General features: G+C 54.9%; 25 protein-coding genes. 12 read left to right on the forward strand and 13 right to left on the reverse strand.

The window, feature by feature from the left end; translation table 11 throughout:
- Nucleotides 1–9: 9 nt before the first annotated feature.
- Nucleotides 10–1,134, forward strand: coding sequence for a TerC family protein (locus C5Y44_RS06705; protein WP_105324231.1), 1,125 nt, complete (start codon nt 10–12; stop codon nt 1,132–1,134).
- Between the two features lie 114 nt (nt 1,135–1,248).
- Here C5Y44_RS06705 and C5Y44_RS06710 read toward each other — a convergent pair whose 3' ends face one another.
- Nucleotides 1,249–1,542, reverse strand: coding sequence for a YciI family protein (locus tag C5Y44_RS06710; protein WP_105324356.1), 294 nt, complete (start codon nt 1,540–1,542; stop codon nt 1,249–1,251).
- 69 nt (nt 1,543–1,611) lie between these two features.
- Here C5Y44_RS06710 and pgsA point away from each other — a divergent pair, with 69 nt between their 5' ends.
- The 4 genes from pgsA (at nt 1,612) to C5Y44_RS06730 (ending at nt 4,107) form a co-directional block, all read left to right on the forward strand.
- Nucleotides 1,612–2,190: a CDP-diacylglycerol--glycerol-3-phosphate 3-phosphatidyltransferase gene (gene pgsA, locus C5Y44_RS06715; protein WP_105324232.1), complete on the forward strand. Its 579-nt coding sequence runs from the start codon at nt 1,612–1,614 to the stop codon at nt 2,188–2,190.
- Nucleotides 2,191–2,670: a CinA family protein gene (locus C5Y44_RS06720; protein WP_105324233.1), complete on the forward strand. Its 480-nt coding sequence runs from the start codon at nt 2,191–2,193 to the stop codon at nt 2,668–2,670.
- 67 nt (nt 2,671–2,737) lie between these two features.
- Nucleotides 2,738–3,103, forward strand: coding sequence for a helix-turn-helix domain-containing protein (locus C5Y44_RS06725; protein ID WP_066793481.1), 366 nt, complete (start codon nt 2,738–2,740; stop codon nt 3,101–3,103).
- 161 nt (nt 3,104–3,264) lie between these two features.
- A complete protein-coding gene (locus C5Y44_RS06730; RefSeq protein WP_105324234.1) occupies nt 3,265–4,107 on the forward strand; it encodes a PspA/IM30 family protein in 843 nt (280 codons plus the stop codon).
- A gap of 384 nt (nt 4,108–4,491) precedes the next feature.
- Here the strand turns inward: C5Y44_RS06730 and C5Y44_RS06740 are convergent, their stop codons facing one another.
- Both C5Y44_RS06740 and C5Y44_RS06745 read right to left on the reverse strand, forming a co-directional pair.
- Nucleotides 4,492–5,487 (reverse strand): ArsO family NAD(P)H-dependent flavin-containing monooxygenase, encoded by a 996-nt coding sequence (locus C5Y44_RS06740; RefSeq protein WP_105324235.1) that lies wholly within the window; start codon nt 5,485–5,487, stop codon nt 4,492–4,494.
- A 33-nt stretch (nt 5,488–5,520) separates the two neighbouring features.
- Complete coding sequence (locus C5Y44_RS06745) at nt 5,521–5,868, reverse strand: metalloregulator ArsR/SmtB family transcription factor (protein WP_105324236.1); 348 nt, start codon at nt 5,866–5,868, stop codon at nt 5,521–5,523.
- A gap of 80 nt (nt 5,869–5,948) precedes the next feature.
- On the opposite strand from C5Y44_RS06745, the gene arsB reads away from it, so the two are divergent.
- Together arsB and C5Y44_RS06755 are read left to right on the forward strand one after the other, a co-directional pair.
- On the forward strand, nt 5,949–7,067 hold the full coding sequence (arsB, locus tag C5Y44_RS06750; protein WP_105324237.1) for an ACR3 family arsenite efflux transporter: 1,119 nt from the start codon (nt 5,949–5,951) through the stop codon (nt 7,065–7,067).
- Nucleotides 7,064–7,483 (forward strand): low molecular weight phosphatase family protein, encoded by a 420-nt coding sequence (locus C5Y44_RS06755; RefSeq protein ID WP_105324238.1) that lies wholly within the window; start codon nt 7,064–7,066, stop codon nt 7,481–7,483. The genes arsB and C5Y44_RS06755 overlap by 4 nt, the downstream gene beginning before the upstream one ends.
- Nucleotides 7,484–7,757: 274 nt before the next feature.
- Here C5Y44_RS06755 and C5Y44_RS06760 read toward each other — a convergent pair whose 3' ends face one another.
- The 5 genes from C5Y44_RS06760 to C5Y44_RS06785 all read right to left on the reverse strand — a co-directional run bounded on the left by C5Y44_RS06760 (nt 7,758) and on the right by C5Y44_RS06785 (nt 10,614).
- Complete coding sequence (locus C5Y44_RS06760) at nt 7,758–8,039, reverse strand: hypothetical protein (protein ID WP_105324239.1); 282 nt, start codon at nt 8,037–8,039, stop codon at nt 7,758–7,760.
- On the reverse strand, nt 8,012–8,206 hold the full coding sequence (locus C5Y44_RS13230) for a hypothetical protein (RefSeq protein ID WP_146108482.1): 195 nt from the start codon (nt 8,204–8,206) through the stop codon (nt 8,012–8,014). The genes C5Y44_RS06760 and C5Y44_RS13230 overlap by 28 nt, the downstream gene beginning before the upstream one ends.
- A gap of 529 nt (nt 8,207–8,735) precedes the next feature.
- Nucleotides 8,736–9,353, reverse strand: coding sequence for an energy-coupling factor transporter transmembrane protein EcfT (locus C5Y44_RS06775; protein WP_105324240.1), 618 nt, complete (start codon nt 9,351–9,353; stop codon nt 8,736–8,738).
- Nucleotides 9,350–10,045, reverse strand: a complete 696-nt coding sequence (locus tag C5Y44_RS06780) for an energy-coupling factor ABC transporter ATP-binding protein (protein WP_105324241.1) — start codon at nt 10,043–10,045, stop codon at nt 9,350–9,352. Before C5Y44_RS06780 ends, C5Y44_RS06775 begins: the two co-directional genes overlap by 4 nt.
- On the reverse strand, nt 10,045–10,614 hold the full coding sequence (locus C5Y44_RS06785) for a biotin transporter BioY (RefSeq protein ID WP_105324242.1): 570 nt from the start codon (nt 10,612–10,614) through the stop codon (nt 10,045–10,047). The genes C5Y44_RS06780 and C5Y44_RS06785 overlap by 1 nt, the downstream gene beginning before the upstream one ends.
- Nucleotides 10,615–10,710: 96 nt before the next feature.
- Between C5Y44_RS06785 and C5Y44_RS06790 the strand changes: the two genes are divergently transcribed.
- The 3 genes from C5Y44_RS06790 (at nt 10,711) to recX (ending at nt 13,011) form a co-directional block, all read left to right on the forward strand.
- Entirely contained in the window at nt 10,711–10,926 is a 216-nt protein-coding gene (locus tag C5Y44_RS06790) for a DUF3046 domain-containing protein (RefSeq protein WP_066793526.1), read from the forward strand.
- Between the two features lie 227 nt (nt 10,927–11,153).
- Nucleotides 11,154–12,299 (forward strand): recombinase RecA, encoded by a 1,146-nt coding sequence (gene recA / locus C5Y44_RS06795; RefSeq protein ID WP_066841022.1) that lies wholly within the window; start codon nt 11,154–11,156, stop codon nt 12,297–12,299.
- 94 nt (nt 12,300–12,393) lie between these two features.
- Nucleotides 12,394–13,011, forward strand: coding sequence for a recombination regulator RecX (recX, locus tag C5Y44_RS06800; RefSeq protein WP_105324243.1), 618 nt, complete (start codon nt 12,394–12,396; stop codon nt 13,009–13,011).
- Between the two features lie 8 nt (nt 13,012–13,019).
- Here recX and C5Y44_RS06805 read toward each other — a convergent pair whose 3' ends face one another.
- The 4 genes from C5Y44_RS06805 to gluA all read right to left on the reverse strand — a co-directional run bounded on the left by C5Y44_RS06805 (nt 13,020) and on the right by gluA (nt 16,407).
- Nucleotides 13,020–13,958: an amino acid ABC transporter permease gene (locus tag C5Y44_RS06805; RefSeq protein WP_105324244.1), complete on the reverse strand. Its 939-nt coding sequence runs from the start codon at nt 13,956–13,958 to the stop codon at nt 13,020–13,022.
- On the reverse strand, nt 13,958–14,644 hold the full coding sequence (locus C5Y44_RS06810) for an amino acid ABC transporter permease (RefSeq protein WP_105324245.1): 687 nt from the start codon (nt 14,642–14,644) through the stop codon (nt 13,958–13,960). Before C5Y44_RS06810 ends, C5Y44_RS06805 begins: the two co-directional genes overlap by 1 nt.
- A gap of 115 nt (nt 14,645–14,759) precedes the next feature.
- Complete coding sequence (locus C5Y44_RS06815; RefSeq protein WP_105324246.1) at nt 14,760–15,635, reverse strand: glutamate ABC transporter substrate-binding protein; 876 nt, start codon at nt 15,633–15,635, stop codon at nt 14,760–14,762.
- A gap of 43 nt (nt 15,636–15,678) precedes the next feature.
- A complete protein-coding gene (gluA, locus tag C5Y44_RS06820) occupies nt 15,679–16,407 on the reverse strand; it encodes a glutamate ABC transporter ATP-binding protein GluA (RefSeq protein WP_105324247.1) in 729 nt (242 codons plus the stop codon).
- 342 nt (nt 16,408–16,749) lie between these two features.
- Here gluA and miaB point away from each other — a divergent pair, with 342 nt between their 5' ends.
- Both miaB and C5Y44_RS06830 read left to right on the forward strand, forming a co-directional pair.
- Nucleotides 16,750–18,321: a tRNA (N6-isopentenyl adenosine(37)-C2)-methylthiotransferase MiaB gene (miaB, locus tag C5Y44_RS06825; protein WP_105324248.1), complete on the forward strand. Its 1,572-nt coding sequence runs from the start codon at nt 16,750–16,752 to the stop codon at nt 18,319–18,321.
- Between the two features lie 36 nt (nt 18,322–18,357).
- On the forward strand, nt 18,358–18,993 hold the full coding sequence (locus C5Y44_RS06830; RefSeq protein WP_233189878.1) for a hypothetical protein: 636 nt from the start codon (nt 18,358–18,360) through the stop codon (nt 18,991–18,993).
- On the opposite strand, the gene C5Y44_RS06835 is transcribed toward C5Y44_RS06830, so the two are convergent.
- The gene (locus tag C5Y44_RS06835) at nt 18,990–20,144 is read right to left on the reverse strand and encodes a GNAT family acetyltransferase (RefSeq protein WP_199185999.1); all 1,155 of its coding nucleotides are present in this window, start codon (nt 20,142–20,144) and stop codon (nt 18,990–18,992) included. The genes C5Y44_RS06830 and C5Y44_RS06835 overlap by 4 nt on opposite strands.
- Between the last annotated feature and the right edge of the window lie 11 nt (nt 20,145–20,155).

Consider the following 20,155-nt stretch of genomic DNA (forward strand, 5'->3'; position numbering starts at 1 on the left):
GATAAAACCATGGGTGTACCTTTGTGGATCTGGCTGATAACCGGTGCGGTTATCGCAGGATTTTTCATTTTCGACTTTTATTCGCACGTTAAGACGCCGCACGAGCCATCCCTGAAAGAATCAGGTACGTGGACTGCCTTCTACGTTGCCATTGCGCTGCTCTTTGGCCTTTTGGTGTGGGGCCTGTGGGACCATGAGCACGCACTGCAGTACTACACGGGTTATGTGACAGAGAAGGCTCTGTCAGTAGATAACCTCTTTGTCTTCGCCCTGATTATGGGTGCGTTTAAGATTCCGCGTAAGTACCAGCAAAAGGTGCTACTGATCGGCATCGTTTTGGCGCTGGTGTTCCGCCTCGTATTCATTTTGCTTGGTGCAGCAGTCATCGCTGCATGGTCTGATGTATTCTACCTCTTCGCGTTGTTCCTGCTGTTTACCGCTATCAAGCTCGTCATTGATGAGATTCGTGGCGCAGAAGAGACCGACCCTAACGACATGTTGATCATCAGGTGGTTGCGCAAGGTTATCCACGTAACCCCGCGCTACCACAGCGACAAGCTGACTCACCGCGAAGAATCTGGCCCGCAGAAGGGCAAGCTGGCCCTGACGCCATTGTTCATCGCATTGGTTGCTATTGGCTTGATTGACATCATGTTCGCGTTTGACTCCATCCCAGCTATTTACGGTATTACCTCGGAAGCATTCCTGGTATTCACCACCAATGCTTTCTCCTTGATGGGTCTGCGTCAGATGTACTTCTTGCTCGACGGTTTGCTGGACCGATTGGTGTACCTGTCTTACGGCCTTGGCATCATCCTGGGATTCATCGGTGTGAAGCTGCTGCTGCACGCATTGCACGAAAATAACCTGCCATTTATCAATGGTGGCGAGAACGTGACCGTCCCAGAGGTCGGCACGGTTACTTCCTTGCTCGTCATCGTCGGTGTCTTGGTCATTACCGTCGTCGCGTCTGTCATCAAAAACAAGCGCGATGAGGCCCAAGGCGGCATCCAAATCTCTCACAACCACTATGACTGGGACGATGAGGGCAAGCGGATCGTGCGCAACAAGAAGGGTGACCTGGTTGGTTATGCTTCTGAGCTTCCTGAGAGCGAATTGCCAAACACCAAGTAGATTGGTCGCTTTAGGGCTTTAAACCAAAGAGTCGGCCACTATTGCATGCTGCAGTAGTGCCCGACTTTTTCTATGTTTGTGGCGATCTAGTCTAGTGAAACTGAGTGTGTTGCCCTAGATTTCAAAGGACGCGGTAACAGGACCCCACTCACGAATCTCCCGCTTGTGCACAATTTCCTCGGTCCAGAAAGGGTCTCCGTCCATGATGGTGATGGCATCTTCGACCGTGGAACCTTCAGCAAGTTTGACGATGATGAGGGCCCCGCGCTTGGAATCGGTAAAAGGACCGGAGCCCAGGATCTGTTCTTGGCTGTGCAAGACTTCAATAAATTCACGGTGTGCAGGTCGCACATCAGCGAGGCGAGGATGGTTTGCGTTGTATTCATAAAGCACTGCGAAGTATTTCATCTGTCTGATTGTACGGAAAACTGCGCAGATTTCGGTGGGATCGTTCATGAATAATTCGAGCACGCTATTATGTCTAGTGTGGGCATTTCAAAAGATAGCGTGAATTCAGGTTCCGGGGCAGCGAAACCTTCCAACTGGAACCTGCCTAATGTTTTGACCAGTTTGCGTATCTTATTCATCCCCGTTTTCGTGTGGCTGGTGCTCGCTGAACACCAGTGGTGGGCCTTTGGCCTTTTTGCTGTACTGATGGCCACAGACAAGCTTGATGGCGACATCGCGCGTGCGCGCGGGCTTATCACTGACTTCGGTAAGATTGCGGACCCTATCGCGGATAAAGCGTTGATGACTGCGGCGCTGGTGTCTTTGAATATCATCGGTGCCCTGCCAATTTGGATTACCGTGGTCATCTTGGTTCGGGAATTCGGCATTACCTTGTGGCGCATGTGGATGTTGCGCAATGGCAAGGTGGTGCCAGCGTCCAAGGGTGGCAAGCTGAAGACTGTCCTGCAATCACTCGCGGTCGCGCTTTATCTGTGCCCGCTGCCAGGTTGGATGGATATCCCGTCGTACGTAGTCATGCTCGTTGCAGTGGCCGTTACGGTTGTCACTGGCGTGCAGTATTTGCTGGATGCCAGGAAGCATAATTAGATGCTTGCTACGAAGGTCGTTCAGCAGTTAGCTTCGCGCGGGGAGACCCTTGCCTTCTGTGAGTCGCTTTCAGCGGGGCTGGCCAGTGCCACTATCGCGCAGGTGCCAGGTGCATCGGCGGTTTTGCGCGGTGGGCTAGTAACGTATGCAACTGACCTCAAGGTGGCTTTAGCTCATGTGCCGCAAGAGCTTGTCGATGAATACGGGGTGGTCTCACCAGAGACCGCTGTTGCTATGGCGAAAGGCACTCGCTTGGTCTGCGATGCAACGTGGGCACTGTCATTGACTGGAGTTGCCGGGCCAGATTCCCAAGAAGGACATCCGGTGGGGGAAGTCTTTATCGGGTGTGCTGGACCCGACGGTGTCGAAGTAATCCGTGCGCACCATTCCGATGGTCAGGAATCGCTCCACGGCGACCGCAATGAGATTCGCGCACAGGCTGTCGATTGTGCTCTGGAATTATTATTGAACTGCCTTTGACCTCGGTGAAGGTTAAATTTTTATAGACATGGGAACAAATAGAAGTTAAGCATCGTTGAAACAAGTAATGAACACTACAACTGCACTCCTCGAAAAAACCACTGGTTCGCATGCAGCTTCCGCATCACACAGTGCTCGTGTTCGTCATCCCGAGCCCCTGTTGCGTGAAGCACTTGGATTAACGCTGCGTGCCTTCCGCGCTGATAAAGGCGTGACCTTACGTGAGCTTGCTGCAAGCGCGCACGTGTCCCCAGGCTATCTCTCTGAGTTGGAGCGTGGCCGCAAGGAAGTCTCCTCTGAGATGCTTGCGGCGGTGTGCCATGCACTAGAAGCTTCGGTCTCGGATGTTCTCATTGAAGCAGCTGGCAATATGGCGCTGCCGACAGTCAATGAAGAATTAGCTTCGACTGCTCCTGCTGCTTCTGAAGCCTAAGATTTACTTTGTGATGGAACTTAAACCTGATTCGCGCGGCACTGGCAGTAAGATTTAGCTACCATTGTGCCTGTAGAATTCTACGGTAGTTTTAGACTTAGTAGACTTAAAGTAAACAGACAATCTGAATCTAGAAGATTTTTAATGAAAGGCCTGGGACTATGGCTAACCCGTTCGTGAAGGCGTGGAACTACCTCATGGCGTTGTTTGACTCCAAGATTGAGGAGCACGCTGACCCTAAGGTACAGATCGAGCAAGCAATTCAAGACGCACAGCGTCAGCACCAGGAATTGTCCCAGCAGGCAGCAGCAGTTATTGGTAACCAGCGTCAGCTGGAGATGCAGCTCAACCGCCGCTTAGGCGAGATTGAGAAGCTGCAGGGCAATACACGTCAGGCACTGGAGTTGGCTGACAAGGCTCGCGCTGATGGCGATGAGAGCAAGGCTGTTGAGTACGAGAACGCAGCTGAAGCATTCGCTGCGCAGCTAGTTACCGCAGAACAGGCAGTTGAAGACTCCAAGCGTCTGCACGACCAGGCGCTGCAGCAGGCAGATCAGGCGAAGAAGGCAGTTGAACGCAACGCTGGCACCCTGCGTGAGAAGGTCGCTGAGCGCTCGAAGCTGCTGAGCCAGCTGGAGCAGGCGAAGATGCAGGAGAAGGTATCTGATTCGCTGTCGAGCATGAACGAGCTCACCAACACCTCCGGTCCTTCTTTGGACTCTGTGCGTGACAAGATTGAGCGCCGTTACTCGAAGGCTTTGGGCCAGGCGGAGTTGGCATCCAACTCCGTAGAAGGCCGCATGGCTGAGGTTCAGCAAGCTGGTATCCAGATGGCTGGTCACTCACGCTTGGAGCAGATCCGTGCTGAGATGAACTCTAATAAGGCAGTGGAATCTGGTTCTTCCGCATCCAACAAGTCGATTGAAGCGGGCGCTAATGATGCAGCTCCTTCAGCTTCTGATGACGCAGTTCAAGCTCGTCTGCGCGAACTACGCGGTGAGTAGAATCTAAGTTCTGCGTAAATAAAAAGACGGTGTCGTTAATCGACATCGTCTTTTTCGTGTTCAATGGGGGAATGACGACAACGCAGACTTGGCTATTGCCGGCACAAGTAGTGGCCTCAGATCAGCTTTGACCAACCTCGCACTCGCTGCTGGCCACCAAGTAGTAGCAACCACGCGTCAAAGCACACTTTCCATCGAAGACCCACGTCTTGTTGAGATCCAGCTCGATCCGGCCGATATGCAAGATTGCAGGTCAGGAAAATGTGGAACACTCTTCGGTCCCCGGAGGATGAGGTGCCGGTGTTTTCCTGCAGCGATCGAAACTCTACTCCTCTCGTTGTGCTGACGACAGAATGCCCCTCGGGGTTGCTGGCCAGGCGGGGATTACTTGACGGTCATGCCGAATGAGTCCGCGATGGTCCGGGCGGTCTGCTTGGCGTAGAGGCCTACCCCGGTGAGTGTGGCGGATCCGGGGCCGGTCCAGTCGCCGTAACCGACTAGGTGTAGGCCCGGGTATTTCGGGGTGGTGCCGTCCAGGAGCCGGCGCACCGGCCCGAGGGACGGCCGAAACCCGGTACACCAGATCAGATGATTGGCCCGTACTTCGTTGAGGGAGTTAAACATCGGCGTCGCCGCCAACCGTCCGGCGTCGCGGGCAGCGCGCACCTCAGGCAGCACGACAATGTCGCCGAGCTCCGAGTCGGCCCCCGGATCGGTCTCGCCGCGCTGGACGGCCAGGGCGCGTTGTCGGTTCCGGCGAAACAGCACCCGTCCGTCGACCTCATCGGGCATCCACCGTGGTGGATGGCGGGTATACCAGGTGACTTCGGCAACACCGGTGAGTTCGGCGGCGATCTGCGCGGCGGAGTTCGCCGCCCCCACCACCGCCACGGACGACCCCCGGAAGGGGCCCGCCCCGGGATAGTTCGCGGAATGCCACTGCGTGCCGGTAAACAATCCCGGGTAGGCCGGGACGAAGGGAGTAGACCAGGTGCCGGTGGCGGCTACGACATGGGGAGCCGTCCACGACCGATCACCGGCGTGGAGGCGGTAGCCTCCATCCACCCGCTCGACGCGGTCCACGTGCACGGGGCGATCGACGGGGATCCGGTAGCGCTGCTCATAGTCGGCAAGGTAGTCGATGACATGGTCCGACGGTGGGAACCCCTCGTAGGCTGGCATAGGCTTGCCCGGCAGGCTGGAAAACTCCGCGGTGGAAAACAACGTCATTGATGGCCACACATGCCGCCACGCCCCACCGGCGCCCTCCTGATCGTCGAGGACCAGGGTGTCCACGCCTGCTCGCAGCAGGTAGTAGGCGGTGGCCAGGCCCGCCTGGCCACCGCCAATAATGATCGCCTCGAAGTGTTTGCTAGTCACGTGTGTGATCGTCTCCTGCTCGTCGGTGGTGGTTCAGTCCATCTGCAACACGGTGCGCAGCTCCGCGAACAGCTCCGGGCGCACCTGATGGGTCACCATCCGGCCGACCCGGACCTTGTCCAATAACCCGGCCTCGGTCAACCGCTTCAGGTGGTGCGACACGGTCGGCTGACTCAACCCCGACGTCTCTGTCAGCTCCCCGACGCTGACCGGGCCGCAGCCTTCGGCCGACAACTGCGATAACAAACGCAGGCGGGCGGGATCGGCCAACACCTTGAACAATGTGGCGTAGCGCTCGGCCTCACCACTGGTCAAGGGGCCAGCACCCAGTGAGCAACAGGCGGATAAGTCCGCCAGCGGGAGAGTCTGCGAGAGTGTCATACCAACCATCCTATATTGACAAGCATCAATATCAAGGCTACTTTTTGTATTGATGCTTGTCAATACTGTGAAAGGCTCGTATGAATTCTGACCACCGCCCACGCATGACGAATTTGGACCGCTTCCTGCCGGTCTGGATCATTCTTGCCATGGCCGCTGGCCTGCTCATCGGCCGGGTGGTCCCCGGTATTGGTGACGCCCTGGGCGCTCTGGAGGTCGGTGGAATTTCCCTGCCGATAGCACTTGGCCTGCTGGTGATGATGTATCCGCCGCTGGCGAAGGTTCGCTACGACAAGGCCGGCGAGATCGCCGCCGATAAACGCCTGATGACGGTGTCCATCGTCCTCAACTGGCTGGTCGGTCCGGCTTTCATGTTTGCCTTGGCCTGGATCTTCCTGCCGGATCAGCCGGAACTGCGCACCGGGTTGATCATCGTCGGCCTGGCTCGGTGTATTGCGATGGTGCTCGTCTGGAGTGATCTGTCGTGTGGTGACCGGGAGGCCACGGCCGTGCTGGTGGCGATCAACTCGGTGTTCCAAGTCATCATGTTCGGCGTACTCGGCTGGTTCTACCTCCAGGTCGTGCCAGCCTGGCTGGGCCTGGCGACTACCTCGGCGGAATTTTCCTTCTGGTCGATCGTGGTTTCCGTGCTCGTATTCCTCGGCATCCCGCTGGCCGCCGGCGTGGCCTCCCGAATCATCGGTGAAAAAACTAAGGGCCGTACCTGGTACGAAAACACCTACCTGCCGAAGATCTCCCCGCTGGCACTGATCGGCCTGCTCTATACCATCGTGCTGCTGTTTTCCCTGCAGGGGGAGCAGATTACCTCCCAACCGTGGACCGTGGCCCGCCTGACTGTGCCGCTGCTGGCCTACTTCGTCGGCATGTTCGCCATCGCACTGATTGCCGCGAAGGTGTCGGGAATGAATTACGCTCAGTCGGCGTCGGTGTCGTTTACGGCCGCGGGCAATAACTTCGAGCTGGCCATCGCTGTGGCCATCGGCACCTTCGGGGCGACCTCCGCACAGGCGCTGGCCGGCACGATCGGCCCGTTGATCGAGATCCCAGTGCTTGTCGGCCTGGTCTACACCATGCTGTGGCTGGGGCCGAAACTCTTCCCCCAGGATCCGACCCTACCTGTATCCTCGACACCGTCCTCGCAGACTGCTGTATCCGAGAAGGAGAACTTCACCTCATGAGCACCCACCCAACAGTTCTGTTCGTCTGCGTCGGTAACGGCGGCAAGTCCCAGATGGCCGCAGCCCTGGCCGCTAAGCACGCCGGTGACCGGATCGAGATCCACTCCGCCGGCACGACACCCGGCACGAAGCTCAACCCCCAATCCGTCGAGGTTATCGCCGAGGCCGGTGCCGACATGTCCGCAGGCCACCCTAAGGGTGTAGATCCACAGCTGTTGCGCGAGGTCGACCGCGTGATCGTCCTGGGAGGTGATGCCCAGCTGGAGCTACCCGACGGTGCCCGCGGTACGTGCGAGCGGTGGGTGACTGATGAGCCGTCCCAGCGTGGGATCGAGGGCCTGGAGCGCATGCGTCTGGTCCGTGACGACATCGACACCCGGGTGCGCAGGCTCCTCGCCGAGCTGCTCGAGATCTGACCACCCCACCTGACACCAACAACGGCCCCGCGCGATTCCCGCGCTGGGTCGTTGTTGGTGTCTGCACCGGCTGGCAGCGTCCTCGTCCGGGAGCCGGGCACGCCGGTAGAGGCCGGGGTGTGTCGGGTTGGGACGTGGCGTGCTGGTTCTGATTCTCCTGGTCGGTGTCGTTGTCAGCGAGGAACTCGACACCGCAGTAGTCGGAGGTGAAGTCTTTCTTGGTAAACAGGTTCTTGAGTCCCATGAGGGTGACTTTTCTGTAGAGGTGGGTGGTTTAGAGGATGATCGTCATCGCGTAGCCGGCCAGCATGGCCGTCAGCAGATTGGTGATCACGAACGTTGCCGATAGTTTGGGCGTGAGCAGCGCCGTCGGCATTGAGGCCTCCGGCGGTGAGGCCCCCGCCCCGCCGATCATCATCGCGAATATCGGGCCGCTAGCCACCCCGGCACCCGATAAAGCCAGGGCGACCGGCAGCATGGACTCGAGCCGAACATACAGCGGGATGCGGTTCATCGTGGTCACCGGAATCAGCCATCTGCCGTTTTCGGTGACCATGTAGCGCAGGCCGTCTTAGGACAGCTGCTCTGCCATGTCAAGGGGACTGCCAGCGCCAGCAGCGCGATGATCACCGCGTAGTTGAGCGCGGCCTGCCAGTTAAAGATCAGCCAGATCCCGTTGATGATGACCGAGTTGAGCAGCGGCGAGGGGATCAGGTAGCGCACGGTAGATTTCTCTGATCGGGATGATCTGGTGGCCCAGTTGGCGGTGGTGATCCTCTCACTGTTCGGACAGATGGAGCGCACTTACGTCAGTGAGTGCGCAGCGCATGCTCGGATGGTGGCGGAATCCAAGGGAAAACGAGCAGGCTGGCCCTGCGTGGTCGACCCCGACAAGCTCTGCTACGTGGAACACGTCTGTGCAGATGGCTTCTGACTTCTGAGTAAACGCCTTCTGGGAATCACAGTGGGCAACCACAGAAATTCAGTTCAGCAGACCGAACCGCGACTATGATGAACTGCGCGAACAAGTCTTAGGGACAGCGGCGGTTCCATGGCCCAGTGAACCTGGCGCAACGGGTGGAGGAACCAGTCCGGATGACATTGCTCGTAGTATCCTCACGCACGTCGCCGCTGAAAGTGGACCGCTACGCCTTGTCTTAGGTGACGGAGCTGCGGAACAGATCAAGATGGTGTTAGAGAATAGGCGACAGGATTACTCCACCCAACTTGGTCCAGGGCCGGAGAAATATGATTAGTCGCCAAAGCCGCGGGCTTGGAGAGCTTCGCCAATAGAGCGTGCGCGTCTAATAGAGCGAATCAACACTGGGGTGCCAAAAGCCGAGATGGAAAAGCCGGCGCCGCGGGCTTTGCGGGCATCGAGTACTTCACCCACGGTGGCAAACATTAAAGGAATCAGCCGGATGGTCAATGACATCGCTAAGGTGACGTTTTCTACAGGAAAGCCAAAGCGACCAAGCGGTGCCAGTGAGGCCTCAACAGAGTCCATAATTTCATCGACCGTCGATGTCAAAGTCAATAGGAAAGCGATGAGGATGGCAGAGAAAATGGACAAGAACATGGCCAGCGCGTAGTCCAAGTCTTTTGCCCACCATTGAAAAGCAGCTAATGGAATCACGATGAGCAGCGGTGGCCACAGCTGCGATAAAGCTATGCGCGGCGGAATGGCAGCAAGAAAATAGAAAGCCACCGCGATGCCACAGGCTAGCAACCCACGCAGTGGGGTTGACGCTAGTAGTGAAGTAGTGATGACAAAGACGATGATAAAGAGTAATTTCCAGCTGGCACGCAGGCGGTGAATGGGGGTGTCTTTATCAACATAGACAGCTAGCGGGATGTTTTTGGTCTTCATCGCAGCGCTCGTTGTTCCATCAACTCGGTGTAGAAGCTAATTGCATCCGCGGGCAAGCCATCGTAAGCAATTGAGTGATCATCAATGCAGATAACGCGGTCAAAGTCCGAAATGAAGTCCAAGTCGTGGGTCACCACGATGACTTGCTGCTCAAGGGCTGCGAATTCACGTCGAATGCGATTGCGATTAATCAGATCTAACAAGGTCGTCGGCTCATCAGCCAGAATGAGAATCGGTTCAATGACAAGCACTGCTGCCATCGCCAGCATCTGCTTTTGTCCGCCCGAAAGCGTGTGCGGGGAGTGATCGGCAAGGTCGGTGAGTTGAAAGCGCGCCAGGGCTGCATCGACAAGCTCATTGCGACGTTGCTTGGACATCTTGAAACGCCGCAAAGAAAACGCCACGTCATCGCGAACATTGGGCATCACGATCTGGTTTTCTGCATCCGAGAAGATAAACCCGATCTTCTTGCGAAGTTCCTTGGCATGTTCTGCAACATCCAAACCGTCGACTGACACCGTGCCTGAATTCGGTTCACCCAGACCATTAATCAGCCGGGTAATGGTAGATTTTCCCGAACCATTAGCCCCAATGATTCCAATGCGGTGTTCGTGCAGATCTAAATTGATGTCTTTGAGCACCGGGGTGTCATCGAATGCGACATCAACGTGCTCGAACTTGATATGCGGCACTACACGATCTTTCTCTTGCGGGAAATAAGGTCAGGAAACGCTGCATGAACGCCAAGTGCAATAATAATTGCGACAACAACCTTCGCGCTATCAGGGAGTACGAAAGGAATCTGGGCCGCAAATGCTGGCGCGAGTTCCAGGCCCGAGCGCACCATCAGGCCGAAGGAGCCGCAGATGTATTGCACAGCGAGGCCCACAAACGCTGCGATGATAAAGGTGATGGCCATTCCGGCCTTTTTACGTGGCGCACGGTAGGCAATGAGACCAGAAATAGCAGGGGAGAGAACATAGCCGATGATGTAGCCGGCCGTGGGGCCCGCGAGTGCGCGTAGAGTGGTGCCACCGCCGGCAAGTACTGGAAGCGCTAGGCCGAGGACAAGAAAGAGCAGTCCAACGTATAGGCCGCGGCGTCCACCAAGGACAAGCCCTGCCAGGATGAGTGCAGCATTTTGCATGACGATGGGCACGCCTGCGGTGCCGATAGGGATGGAGACAAACGCAAGGACAATAACGAGTGCTGTGAAGACCGCTACGTACGCTAGGTCTGTCGCTAGGGATTTCTGTTTCATGCAAGTTACTGTAGGGCAAAGTTATTATTGCTGGCAAACCCATCTTTTGAACAGTGTTTAAGCAGGCGTTTTGCTGCGCTGCGCTATGATGTCCCCATGCGATTAACGGAGTTTGAGCAACTGCTGCAGGATGTATTTGGTTCCCCGCAGGGCAGGTGGATAGCGCACTCGCATGTGGTGTCGACCTTGGGTGAAACTCCCGATAACTTAATCGAAAATGGATACGATTTGGCCCAGGTCTGGCGTGAGCTATGTGATGACTTCTCTGTGCCAGAAGCTGACCGCTTAGGTATCGATCGCCCTGGAAAATAGAGAATTATCTATTGATGTGTTTCTTGTGCGACTTGCCGTATTCGAATGTGCAATCGAATAAAAAGATGTGTAGGATTCGAAATGTCGAAGGCAAGAGATAGTCTCAACCGCGTAATAATCTTCAACGCGGGAACTAAATGTCAGTCGCTGGAGTCTAGAAACTACAGTGGATAATAATCAGTGGGATTTTGATACCCCGCACGTGATTTTAACTTTAAGGAATACACATGGCTGCAAAGAAGAAAGCAACGGCAACCAAGCCGGGGGATGACCGCAAGAAGGCCCTAGATGCCGCAATGTCCATGATTGAAAAGGACTTCGGCAAGGGCGCTGTTATGCGTTTGGGCGAAGAAAAGCGCCCGCCGATTCAGGCCATTTCTTCTGGCAATACCGCGATCGACATCGCTTTAGGCATTGGCGGTTTCCCGCGTGGTCGTGTGGTTGAAGTCTATGGCCCAGAGTCTTCCGGTAAGACCACTGTGGCGCTGCATGCTATTGCTGAAGCTCAAAAGGCAGGCGGCATTGCGGCGTTCATCGACGCTGAGCACGCATTGGATCCAGAATATGCACGTCTTTTGGGTGTAGACACCGATAACTTGTTGGTCTCACAGCCTGACACTGGTGAACAGGCACTGGAGATTGCAGATATGTTGGTGCGCTCAGGTGCTATCGACATTATCGTTATTGACTCGGTTGCGGCGTTGACGCCAAAGGCTGAAATTGAAGGCGAAATGGGTGACTCGCACGTGGGTCTCCAGGCACGTTTGATGTCCCAGGCACTGCGTAAGATGACCGGTGCACTGTACAACTCCGGCACCACGGCTATCTTCATTAACCAGCTGCGTGAGAAGATCGGCGTGATGTTCGGTTCTCCTGAAACCACCACCGGTGGTAAGGCGCTGAAGTTCTATGCTTCGGTGCGTTGTGACATCCGCCGTATCCAGACCCTTAAGGACGGCCAGGACGCGATTGGTAACCGTACCCGCATCAAGATCGTAAAGAATAAGGTCTCCCCGCCATTTAAGATTGCGGAGTTCGACATCATGTACGGTGAGGGAATCTCGCGTGAGTCTTCCATCATCGACTTGGGTGTGGAACACGGCTTCATCAAGAAGTCCGGCTCCTGGTTTACTTATGAAGGTGACCAGTTGGGCCAGGGTAAAGAAAAAGCCCGCAACTTCCTCAAGAGCAATCCAGAGCTGGCAGATGAGATTGAAAAGAAGATCTTCCAAAAGCTCGGCGTCGGTGAGTATGCCAAGACCACCGATGACGATGGTGCAGCCATGGATGTTCCTGGTGCAGAGGACCCTTTGACTGATGATCCAGCAGGCTTTGTACCGAATGTTGATTTTGATGACGAAGATGAAGAGTAGAAATATTTAGCCCCCACGATGTGCGCGGAAGTCAGTTTTTTTAAACTGGCTCCGCGCATTTTTCTAGGCTGGGTTTGATGAGCACAAATAGGGGATGGACGTGACGGCACAGGAGCCGAGTGCAGAGAAGCTGGCGAAGTTGCGCCAGGCATTAGAAGACTATGCGGAAGGTGCTGTAGACAATCCGCTGTTTGACCATGAAGCGGAGGAAGCTAAAGCCGAGGTACGCGCGCGTGCCCTGCGCTTGCTGGATGAGCGCGCAAGGTCCCGGCATGAGCTTTGTGAACGGCTGGTGAAGCTGGAATTCGCTAAGCCAGTCATCGAGGATGTCTTAGACGATCTGGCGTCAGTTGGGCTCATTAATGATGAGCTCTTTGCCTCAGAATGGGTAAGGCAGCGTCATGCGCGCCGCGGAAAATCTGCGCGCGCGTTGAACCAGGAGCTTATCCGTAAAGGTATTTCTTCGTCAGTGCGTGCGCAGGCGTTGGAGCAAATCGATGACGATGATGAAGAAGCCATGGCGTGGACATTGGCGGTCAAGAAAGCAAAGTCGATTAAACATCCGCCATCCGACCGTGCAGAACGCGATAAGGCCCTGCGGCGCATTGTCGGGGTGCTTGCGCGCAGGGGCTTTAACGAAGGAATGTCCCTCAACCTTGCACGCCGTGCCCTAGAGCAGCGGTGTGAAGAGTTGGGGACATCACAGGAGTAACTGGTTATTTACTCCGAGGGGTTAGTAATTTCCTTATATCCAGGAGCACGCCAGTCAACGTTGGCATTGTCTTTGGTGTCAATGCCTTGGTCTGGCTGCTCTGGAACTTTGGCGATGATATTGCGTCGCGCACGTCCAGCACGAAGCTGACGTTCGATGCGCTGTGCCAAAGTGGTAAGACCCCAGTTGATGAGCACCATGATGATACCGACGATAACCAGCGAGGCCAGGAAGTTCTGGTTGTAAGAAGCAGACTGAATACCAGAACGCACGATTTCGACGTAACCAATCTGGTAGCCCAAAGCCGAGTCCTTCAGAGCAATGACCATCTGTGCAATCAATGCCGGAAGCATCGAAGCGATTGCCTGCGGGAGTAAGACCCGGTACATCGTCAGGCGATGCGAGAGGCCCAAAGCCTTGGCTGCTTCGGTCTGACCCTTTGGCAAGGAACGGATGCCGGAGCGGAGGATTTCCGCGATGACGGAACCGTTGTACAAAGTTAATGCGAAGACCACGGCAGAAAAAGCCAGTTGCTGCGATGGAACGAGATCGTAGACCGCGAAGAGCTGGTACGCGAAAATCATCAGCAACAGCACGGGGATAGCGCGGAAGAATTCCACGATGATGCCGCAGATCCAACGCACAAAGCGATTTTCCGAAAGACGGCCCAAGCCCAAGACCACGCCGAAGATACAAGCGAGAACAATCGAAGCAAACGCTGAGAATAATGTGCCGCGAAGACCCGGTAGCAGGTAGGTGGTCCACGTTTGGCTTTGGAGGAACGGAGTCCACAGGCGGCCTTCAAATTGGCCATTGTTGTTTAGAGTCCAGGCAACCCACCCGATGATAGCGAGGAAGATTAACCCGGCAATGACGGAGTAGAGACGGTTATTGCGACGGCCCTTAGGCCCCGGTGCGTCATAGAGGACGGTAGCGCGTACAGCCATTACTTCTTCACCGCCAGTCTTTCAGAAAGTTTGCCTAACCCAAGGCCCATGGGCAGGGTGAGGATGATGAAACCAAGCGCGAAAACAAAGAAGATGATGAAGAGCTGATTCGCATGGTTTTCGATTGTCGACTTCATCAACAGGGACGCTTCTGCGACACCAATTGTTGAAGCAATGGTGGTGTTCTTGGTCAACGCGATAAGCGTATTTCCCAAAGGCACGATAGCCGCGCGAACTGCTTGGGGGAAGACGATTTTCCTGAACATGTCAGAAAAGCTCAATCCCAGTGAGCGGGCTGCTTCTGCTTGGCCGAAATCCACGGTGTTGATACCAGAACGTAAGGACTCGGCGACAAAGGCTGAGGTGTACAAGATAAAGCCCACGATAGCGAGGCGGAAGTTATTATCTACCAGGAAACTAGCGGATTCGCGGCTCGCTAGAGCCATTCCTAGGTTCTGGTATAGACCGAAGGAACAGAATAGGACGATGAGCGTCAGGGGAGTATTGCGGACCACGGAAATATAGAACGTGGATATGGTGCGCAAAATCGCAACCGGGGAGACGCGCATGGCAGTGAGGATGGTTCCGAGGATTGTCGAACCAATCGCCGACCAAAAAGTCAGTTGGATGGTGAGCCAAAACGCTGGCCATAAGCCAGGTAATAGCTGATCCCACATGGCGTTCATAGTTCTCCTTGCATACTTATCAAACGCTTATTGTGAATAGTGGGTGGAAAAGCCCTGCGGCACAATGCTTATCGCGGGGCTTTCGCTAGGTATTCGTGGGCCTCAATAGATGAATTTATTCATCCATGAAGGACAAGTCGCCTGGGGTGCCCTGGGTGATTGCTTCACCTTCGCCGAGGTTGTCAGAGATGAACTTGTCGAAGGAGCCGTCTTCAAACATTGCTTCGAGAGCAGTGTTGATGGCGTCAGTGCCTTCGGTGTCATCCTTGGCCAAACCAATGCCGTAGTACTCATTGGTGAATGGCTCGCCATCCTTTTCCAACTCAACAACGCGGAAGTTGCCAGGGGACTGAGCAGCGTAGCCATTAAGAATGGTTGCGTCTGTGGTCATGGCGTCGATATTGCCCTGACGCAGTGCCTCAGTACAGCTGGAGTAGGTGTCGTATTCCTGCAGCTGAACGGTAGGCAGTGCTTCCTTAACCTTCTGCGCTGGGGTAGAACCGGTTACCGAGCACAAGATCTTGCCTTCAAGATCTTCCAAACCGTTGATTTCGTTGTTGGAGTCCTGAACCAAAAGCGCCTGGTGGGTCAGCAGGTACGGACCACCGAAGTTAACGGACTCGGAACGACCCGGGTTAATCGAGTAGGTCGCAGTAATCATGTCGACTTCGCCGTTTTGAATCAAAGTCTCACGCTGAGCCGATGGGGTTTCGCGCCAGTCAATGGAAGGTTCATCCCAACCATTTTCAGCGGCAATGGAATTGACCACGTAGGTTGCAACTTCGACGTCTAGACCGGTCATGGATCCGTCTGGTTCGCGAAGACCCAGACCAGGCTGGTCGAACTTGGTGCCCAAGGTGACGTTGCCGGATTCGATGGAGCTGAGTAGGCCATCGGAGTCTCCGGAGGAGCCGCCACAAGCGGCAAGCAGGCTGCCCGAGACAGCGACGGTTCCGATGATGGCTGCGATACGAGTGATAGAGCGTGACATGTGTTCTCCTTTAAATAAAAGATAGGGACGTAGATTTTTGAATCTAGTGAGAAAGGATTTTGCCCAGGAAGTCTTTGGCGCGGTCCGTTTGTGGATTATCAAAGAAGCTTGATGGATCGGTGTCTTCGACGATTTCTCCATCAGCCATGAATAGGATTCGGTCAGCGGCACGGCGGGCAAAGCCCATCTCGTGGGTAACCACGACCATGGTCATGCCTTCTTTAACCAGCGAAGCCATAACATCGAGCACCTCGTTGACCATTTCTGGGTCAAGCGCCGACGTTGGCTCATCGAAAAGCATGATCTTGGGGTTCATAGCCAATGCGCGAGCGATAGCAACGCGCTGCTGCTGACCGCCTGAAAGCTGTGCTGGATACTTGGAAGCTTGATTGCCGATGCCCACGCGGTCAAGAAGCTGCATTGCGCGTGCTTCGGCAGCAGATTTCTTCATCTTGCGAACTTTGATCGGACCCAAAGTGACGTTGTCCAAAATGGTCAGGTGGGGAAACAGGTTGAATTGCTGAAATACCATTCCCACATCAGCGCGCAGCTTAGCTAGTTGGCTGCCTTCTTCGGGGAGAACGGTGCCATCGATTTCGATGGTTCCTTCTTCAATTGTTTCCAGTCGGTTGATGGTTCGGCAGAGCGTTGACTTACCGGAGCCAGAAGGCCCTAGGACTACTACAACTTCGCCGTGTGCAACCTCTAAGTCAATATCTTTGAGCGCCTGGAAGTCATCAAAATACTTCTGGACGCCGCTCATGCGAATCATCGGAGTGTCTGTCACTTCACTTTCTCCTTTCGCCTGTGTTTTGCAACATATAAGAAACTTTAGGCGGTAATCTTCGCTTGTACGCAAAGCTTGAAGTAACAAATTGATAACCTTTGCAGCTTTTGCAAAGGAATTCGAAAGGTTTCGTTCAGTAGTGCCAGCTAGGGAATGGTTTCATATACTTTCGCAAATGAAGCCAATTTTTGCGAACCGGTTTCTTGCGCCGCTGAAATAACCCCCAATGTTGCCCCCGTCATACTGTGTTCGCCAAGCGCACGGGCGGCTTCCTGGAACTTTTATATGGTTAGGCGCTGGTGCATAGCGCCACTACAATGACTCCACGTGGAAACCAAGCGCGAATACCCCAATGAAAACTCAAATGCAGCCGCCCCTGCTGCAGTAGTAGAAAATGCCCGTACCTACGAGGTTCGGACTTTCGGTTGTCAGATGAATGTTCATGACTCTGAGCGCATCTCCGGCCTGTTGGAAGAAGCCGGTTATGTCGCAGCGGAGCAGGAATCTGAACCCGATCTTGTCGTATTTAATACCTGTGCTGTGCGTGAAAATGCGGATAAGCGTCTTTATGGCTCACTCGGTGCATTGAAAAAGACCAAAGAAAACCATCCTGGAATGCAGATTGCCGTTGGTGGTTGCTTGGCGCAAAAAGATAAAGACACCGTGATCTCCAACGCCCCATGGGTTGACGCAGTCTTTGGCACGCACAATATGGCAGCATTGCCTACTTTGCTTGAGCGCGCGCGTCACAATGACAACGCACAGATTGAGATTGTGGATTCATTGGAAGCATTCCCTTCGGTGCTTCCGGCGAAGCGTGAATCTTCCTATGCAGGCTGGGTTTCAATCTCTGTCGGCTGCAATAACACCTGTACGTTCTGCATCGTCCCTTCCTTGCGTGGCAAGGAAGAAGACCGTCGCCCCGGCGATATCTTGGCGGAAGTGCAGGCGTTGGTGGACCAAGGTGTTACTGAAGTAACCCTGTTGGGCCAAAACGTAAACTCTTATGGCGTGAATTTTGCAGACCCCGATCTGCCACGCGACAAGTTTGCCTTCTCTAAGCTTTTGCGTGCTGTGGGCGCGATCGAAGGATTGGAACGTCTGCGTTTTACCTCGCCACACCCAGCGGAATTTACCTCTGACGTTATCGAGGCAATGGCAGAGACCCCAGCGGTGTGCCCACAATTGCACATGCCCTTGCAGTCCGGTTCAGACAAGATTCTCAAGGACATGCGTCGCTCTTACCGCACGAAGAAGTTCTTAAGCATTCTTGATGAAGTCCGTGAAAAGATGCCGCACGCGGCCATCACCACGGATATCATCGTTGGTTTCCCAGGAGAGACTGAAGAAGATTTCCAGGGCACCATGGATATTGTGCGCCGTGCGCGTTTTGCGGCGGCTTATACCTTCCAATATTCCCCGCGCCCAGGCACCCCTGCGGCAACTATGGAAAATCAACTGCCAAAGCATATCGTGCAGGATCGTTTTGAGCGCCTTGTGAAGCTGCAAGATGACATCGGCGCAGAAGAGAACGCGAAGCTGGTGGGCACGGATGTAGAACTACTTGTGCAGGCTGACGGTCGTAAAAATAGCGAGACCCACCGTATTAGTGGTCGCGCCCGCGATGGACGTCTGGTGCACTTTACCCCGGTCATGAATGGCGAAGATATCACTTCCCAAATCCGTCCCGGCGATATTGTGCACACCACCGTGACGGATTCGGGTTCCTTCTTCCTCATTGCTGATGAAGGTGTGACCGCTCATCGCCGCACTAAGGCAGGCGATATGTCGGCGGCGGGGCAGACCCCAACCACCCAGCCCATCGGTGTGGGCTTGGGCCTTCCACGCATCGGTAAGCCAGCGGAAGAACCAGCCCCAGCGCCAGCGTGTGGTCTCTAAGGCCCCGAAAATTCGAAACGACTATGCTAGGTAATTGTGTCTAAGCAGCAAGAAAACCCAATCCAAGCGGAGCGCCGCAGTGCGCGGACCATGGATTTAAGAAACCAAGTTATTCCACTCATTGTCGCGGTCGTGTTCTACGTTGCGTGGCTAATCTTGCCGCATTCGGCGGGGATCCGCGGTTATGAAATCATTACCTTTAGCTCCGACGCACGAGAGAGCATGTCGATTGCGGAGTTCGTCTTCGCCATTCTTGCGACTTTGGGCGTCGGTGTGTGCACGACCTTGACCCTGGTAACCCGCCGCGCGATATTTGGGCTCATTGGCTGGATGCTCGTTACCGTAGGTTTTGCCTATTCGTTGTTTATGGTGTGGATGCGAGGAGCGCGTGCAGATAGCGCGGAAATTGGCCTATGGTGCGGCATCGTTGCTGTAGCTATTGCCACCGTGTCCTTTTCCCTGGTGGCGTTGCGTCGTAGCCCTGAGCAGTTGGAAGCAGCACAGCAAGCACGTGAGGCGGCCTCGCAGCTCGATGCAGTCGGCCAGGCCCAAATGGATATTCGTCGCGAAGCAGCACCCAAGGTTAATCCTTTGCTAGTCGATGACCGTCGCGCTCGCGCTGCGCGACGCCACCGCAATACCGATCAGGCTAAACAGTCACCGCAGGATTAAAGCCGCAACTCCCATGACTCGGAGCGCGAAATGCCTTGGGCTCCAAGCTCGTTAAAGATACGATTCATAGCGACATCGCTGGCTCCGATAGAGGCGTAGGTGCGCTCCACGTCGGGCCAGCGCTCACGCAACGCAGTCAAAGCTAAAAGCTTGACCTTGCTCGCCAGCTGCTGGGCCCGATGCTCACGCGCGGTGACCGTTAAGGTCCATTCAGCAACTTCCGGGTCAGAGCCAGCATGGCGCCCGAGTTCTGTCAAGGACACAACCTTGTGGGTAGTGTCATCAATCAGCGCCACCATGAGCGTATGCGCTTTGCGTGCGCGCAGCCTAGCATGTGCTTCATTCAGGCGAGTGCGGTTCCACTTGATGGGTTCTACGCTTAAATCGCCCGTAAGTGAATCTTCCGAGGCGACGGTAAGAAGATTGATCACATCATCCAGATATTGCTCCGGGATGCCATAGTCAAGCCACGCTTCGGTACTTAATCCTGCAGGAACTAAAACCGTCGCTGGTTGCTCAGGTACATCTACCTTAATTTGGCGTTCAGCATTTTTAATTGCAAAGCCTGCTTTTTGATAAGCGCTGGAAAAGGGATCCGCTTCCGCAGCAGTGTCATCGGAATGCAAAGAACTAACCTGACACGTGGTGCGGCCTAATTTCTTTGCCAAGTCCAAACCGTGGTTCACCAGGGTCGTCGCAACGGCGCGGGTTTCTGCATCCACCGGTTCGCCTGGCAGCGGAAGATATCCCGCATCGAGGATGAAATCTATATCAGCAGTCTCTTTTTCTTCCAGTAGTGCGACGCTAAGTTGGATAAACCCCGCATAGTCATAGTCAGGACACTCCCCGGTGGAAGGGATAAGCGGTAGCCCCAGAGAAGAGACTTCACCCAGTGGGGAAGCACCTTCAATGAGGGCAAAAATATAGGTCTGTGATTCACTGGATCCGCGTAGTCGATAGAGCACGCGTTCGGGGGAAGCAGATGCAGCCGGGTCACCACTGACTTCCTGCGCATAGAGATTAGCCATAAACGCAAAGGTGCGAACGGCATCAGAAGGCGTAGGAGACAATCCCTCCGTCCTAGCTGCGGTGGCAGCAGGTCCGGAGGGAAAGTGTGGTGGTGCAAGCTGCGCGAGGTGCAGATTATCCACGAGAGGTAACT

The sequence above is a fragment of the Corynebacterium sp. J010B-136 genome, assembly GCF_002967075.1.
In the GTDB taxonomy this organism is placed as follows: Bacteria; Actinomycetota; Actinomycetes; order Mycobacteriales; family Mycobacteriaceae; genus Corynebacterium.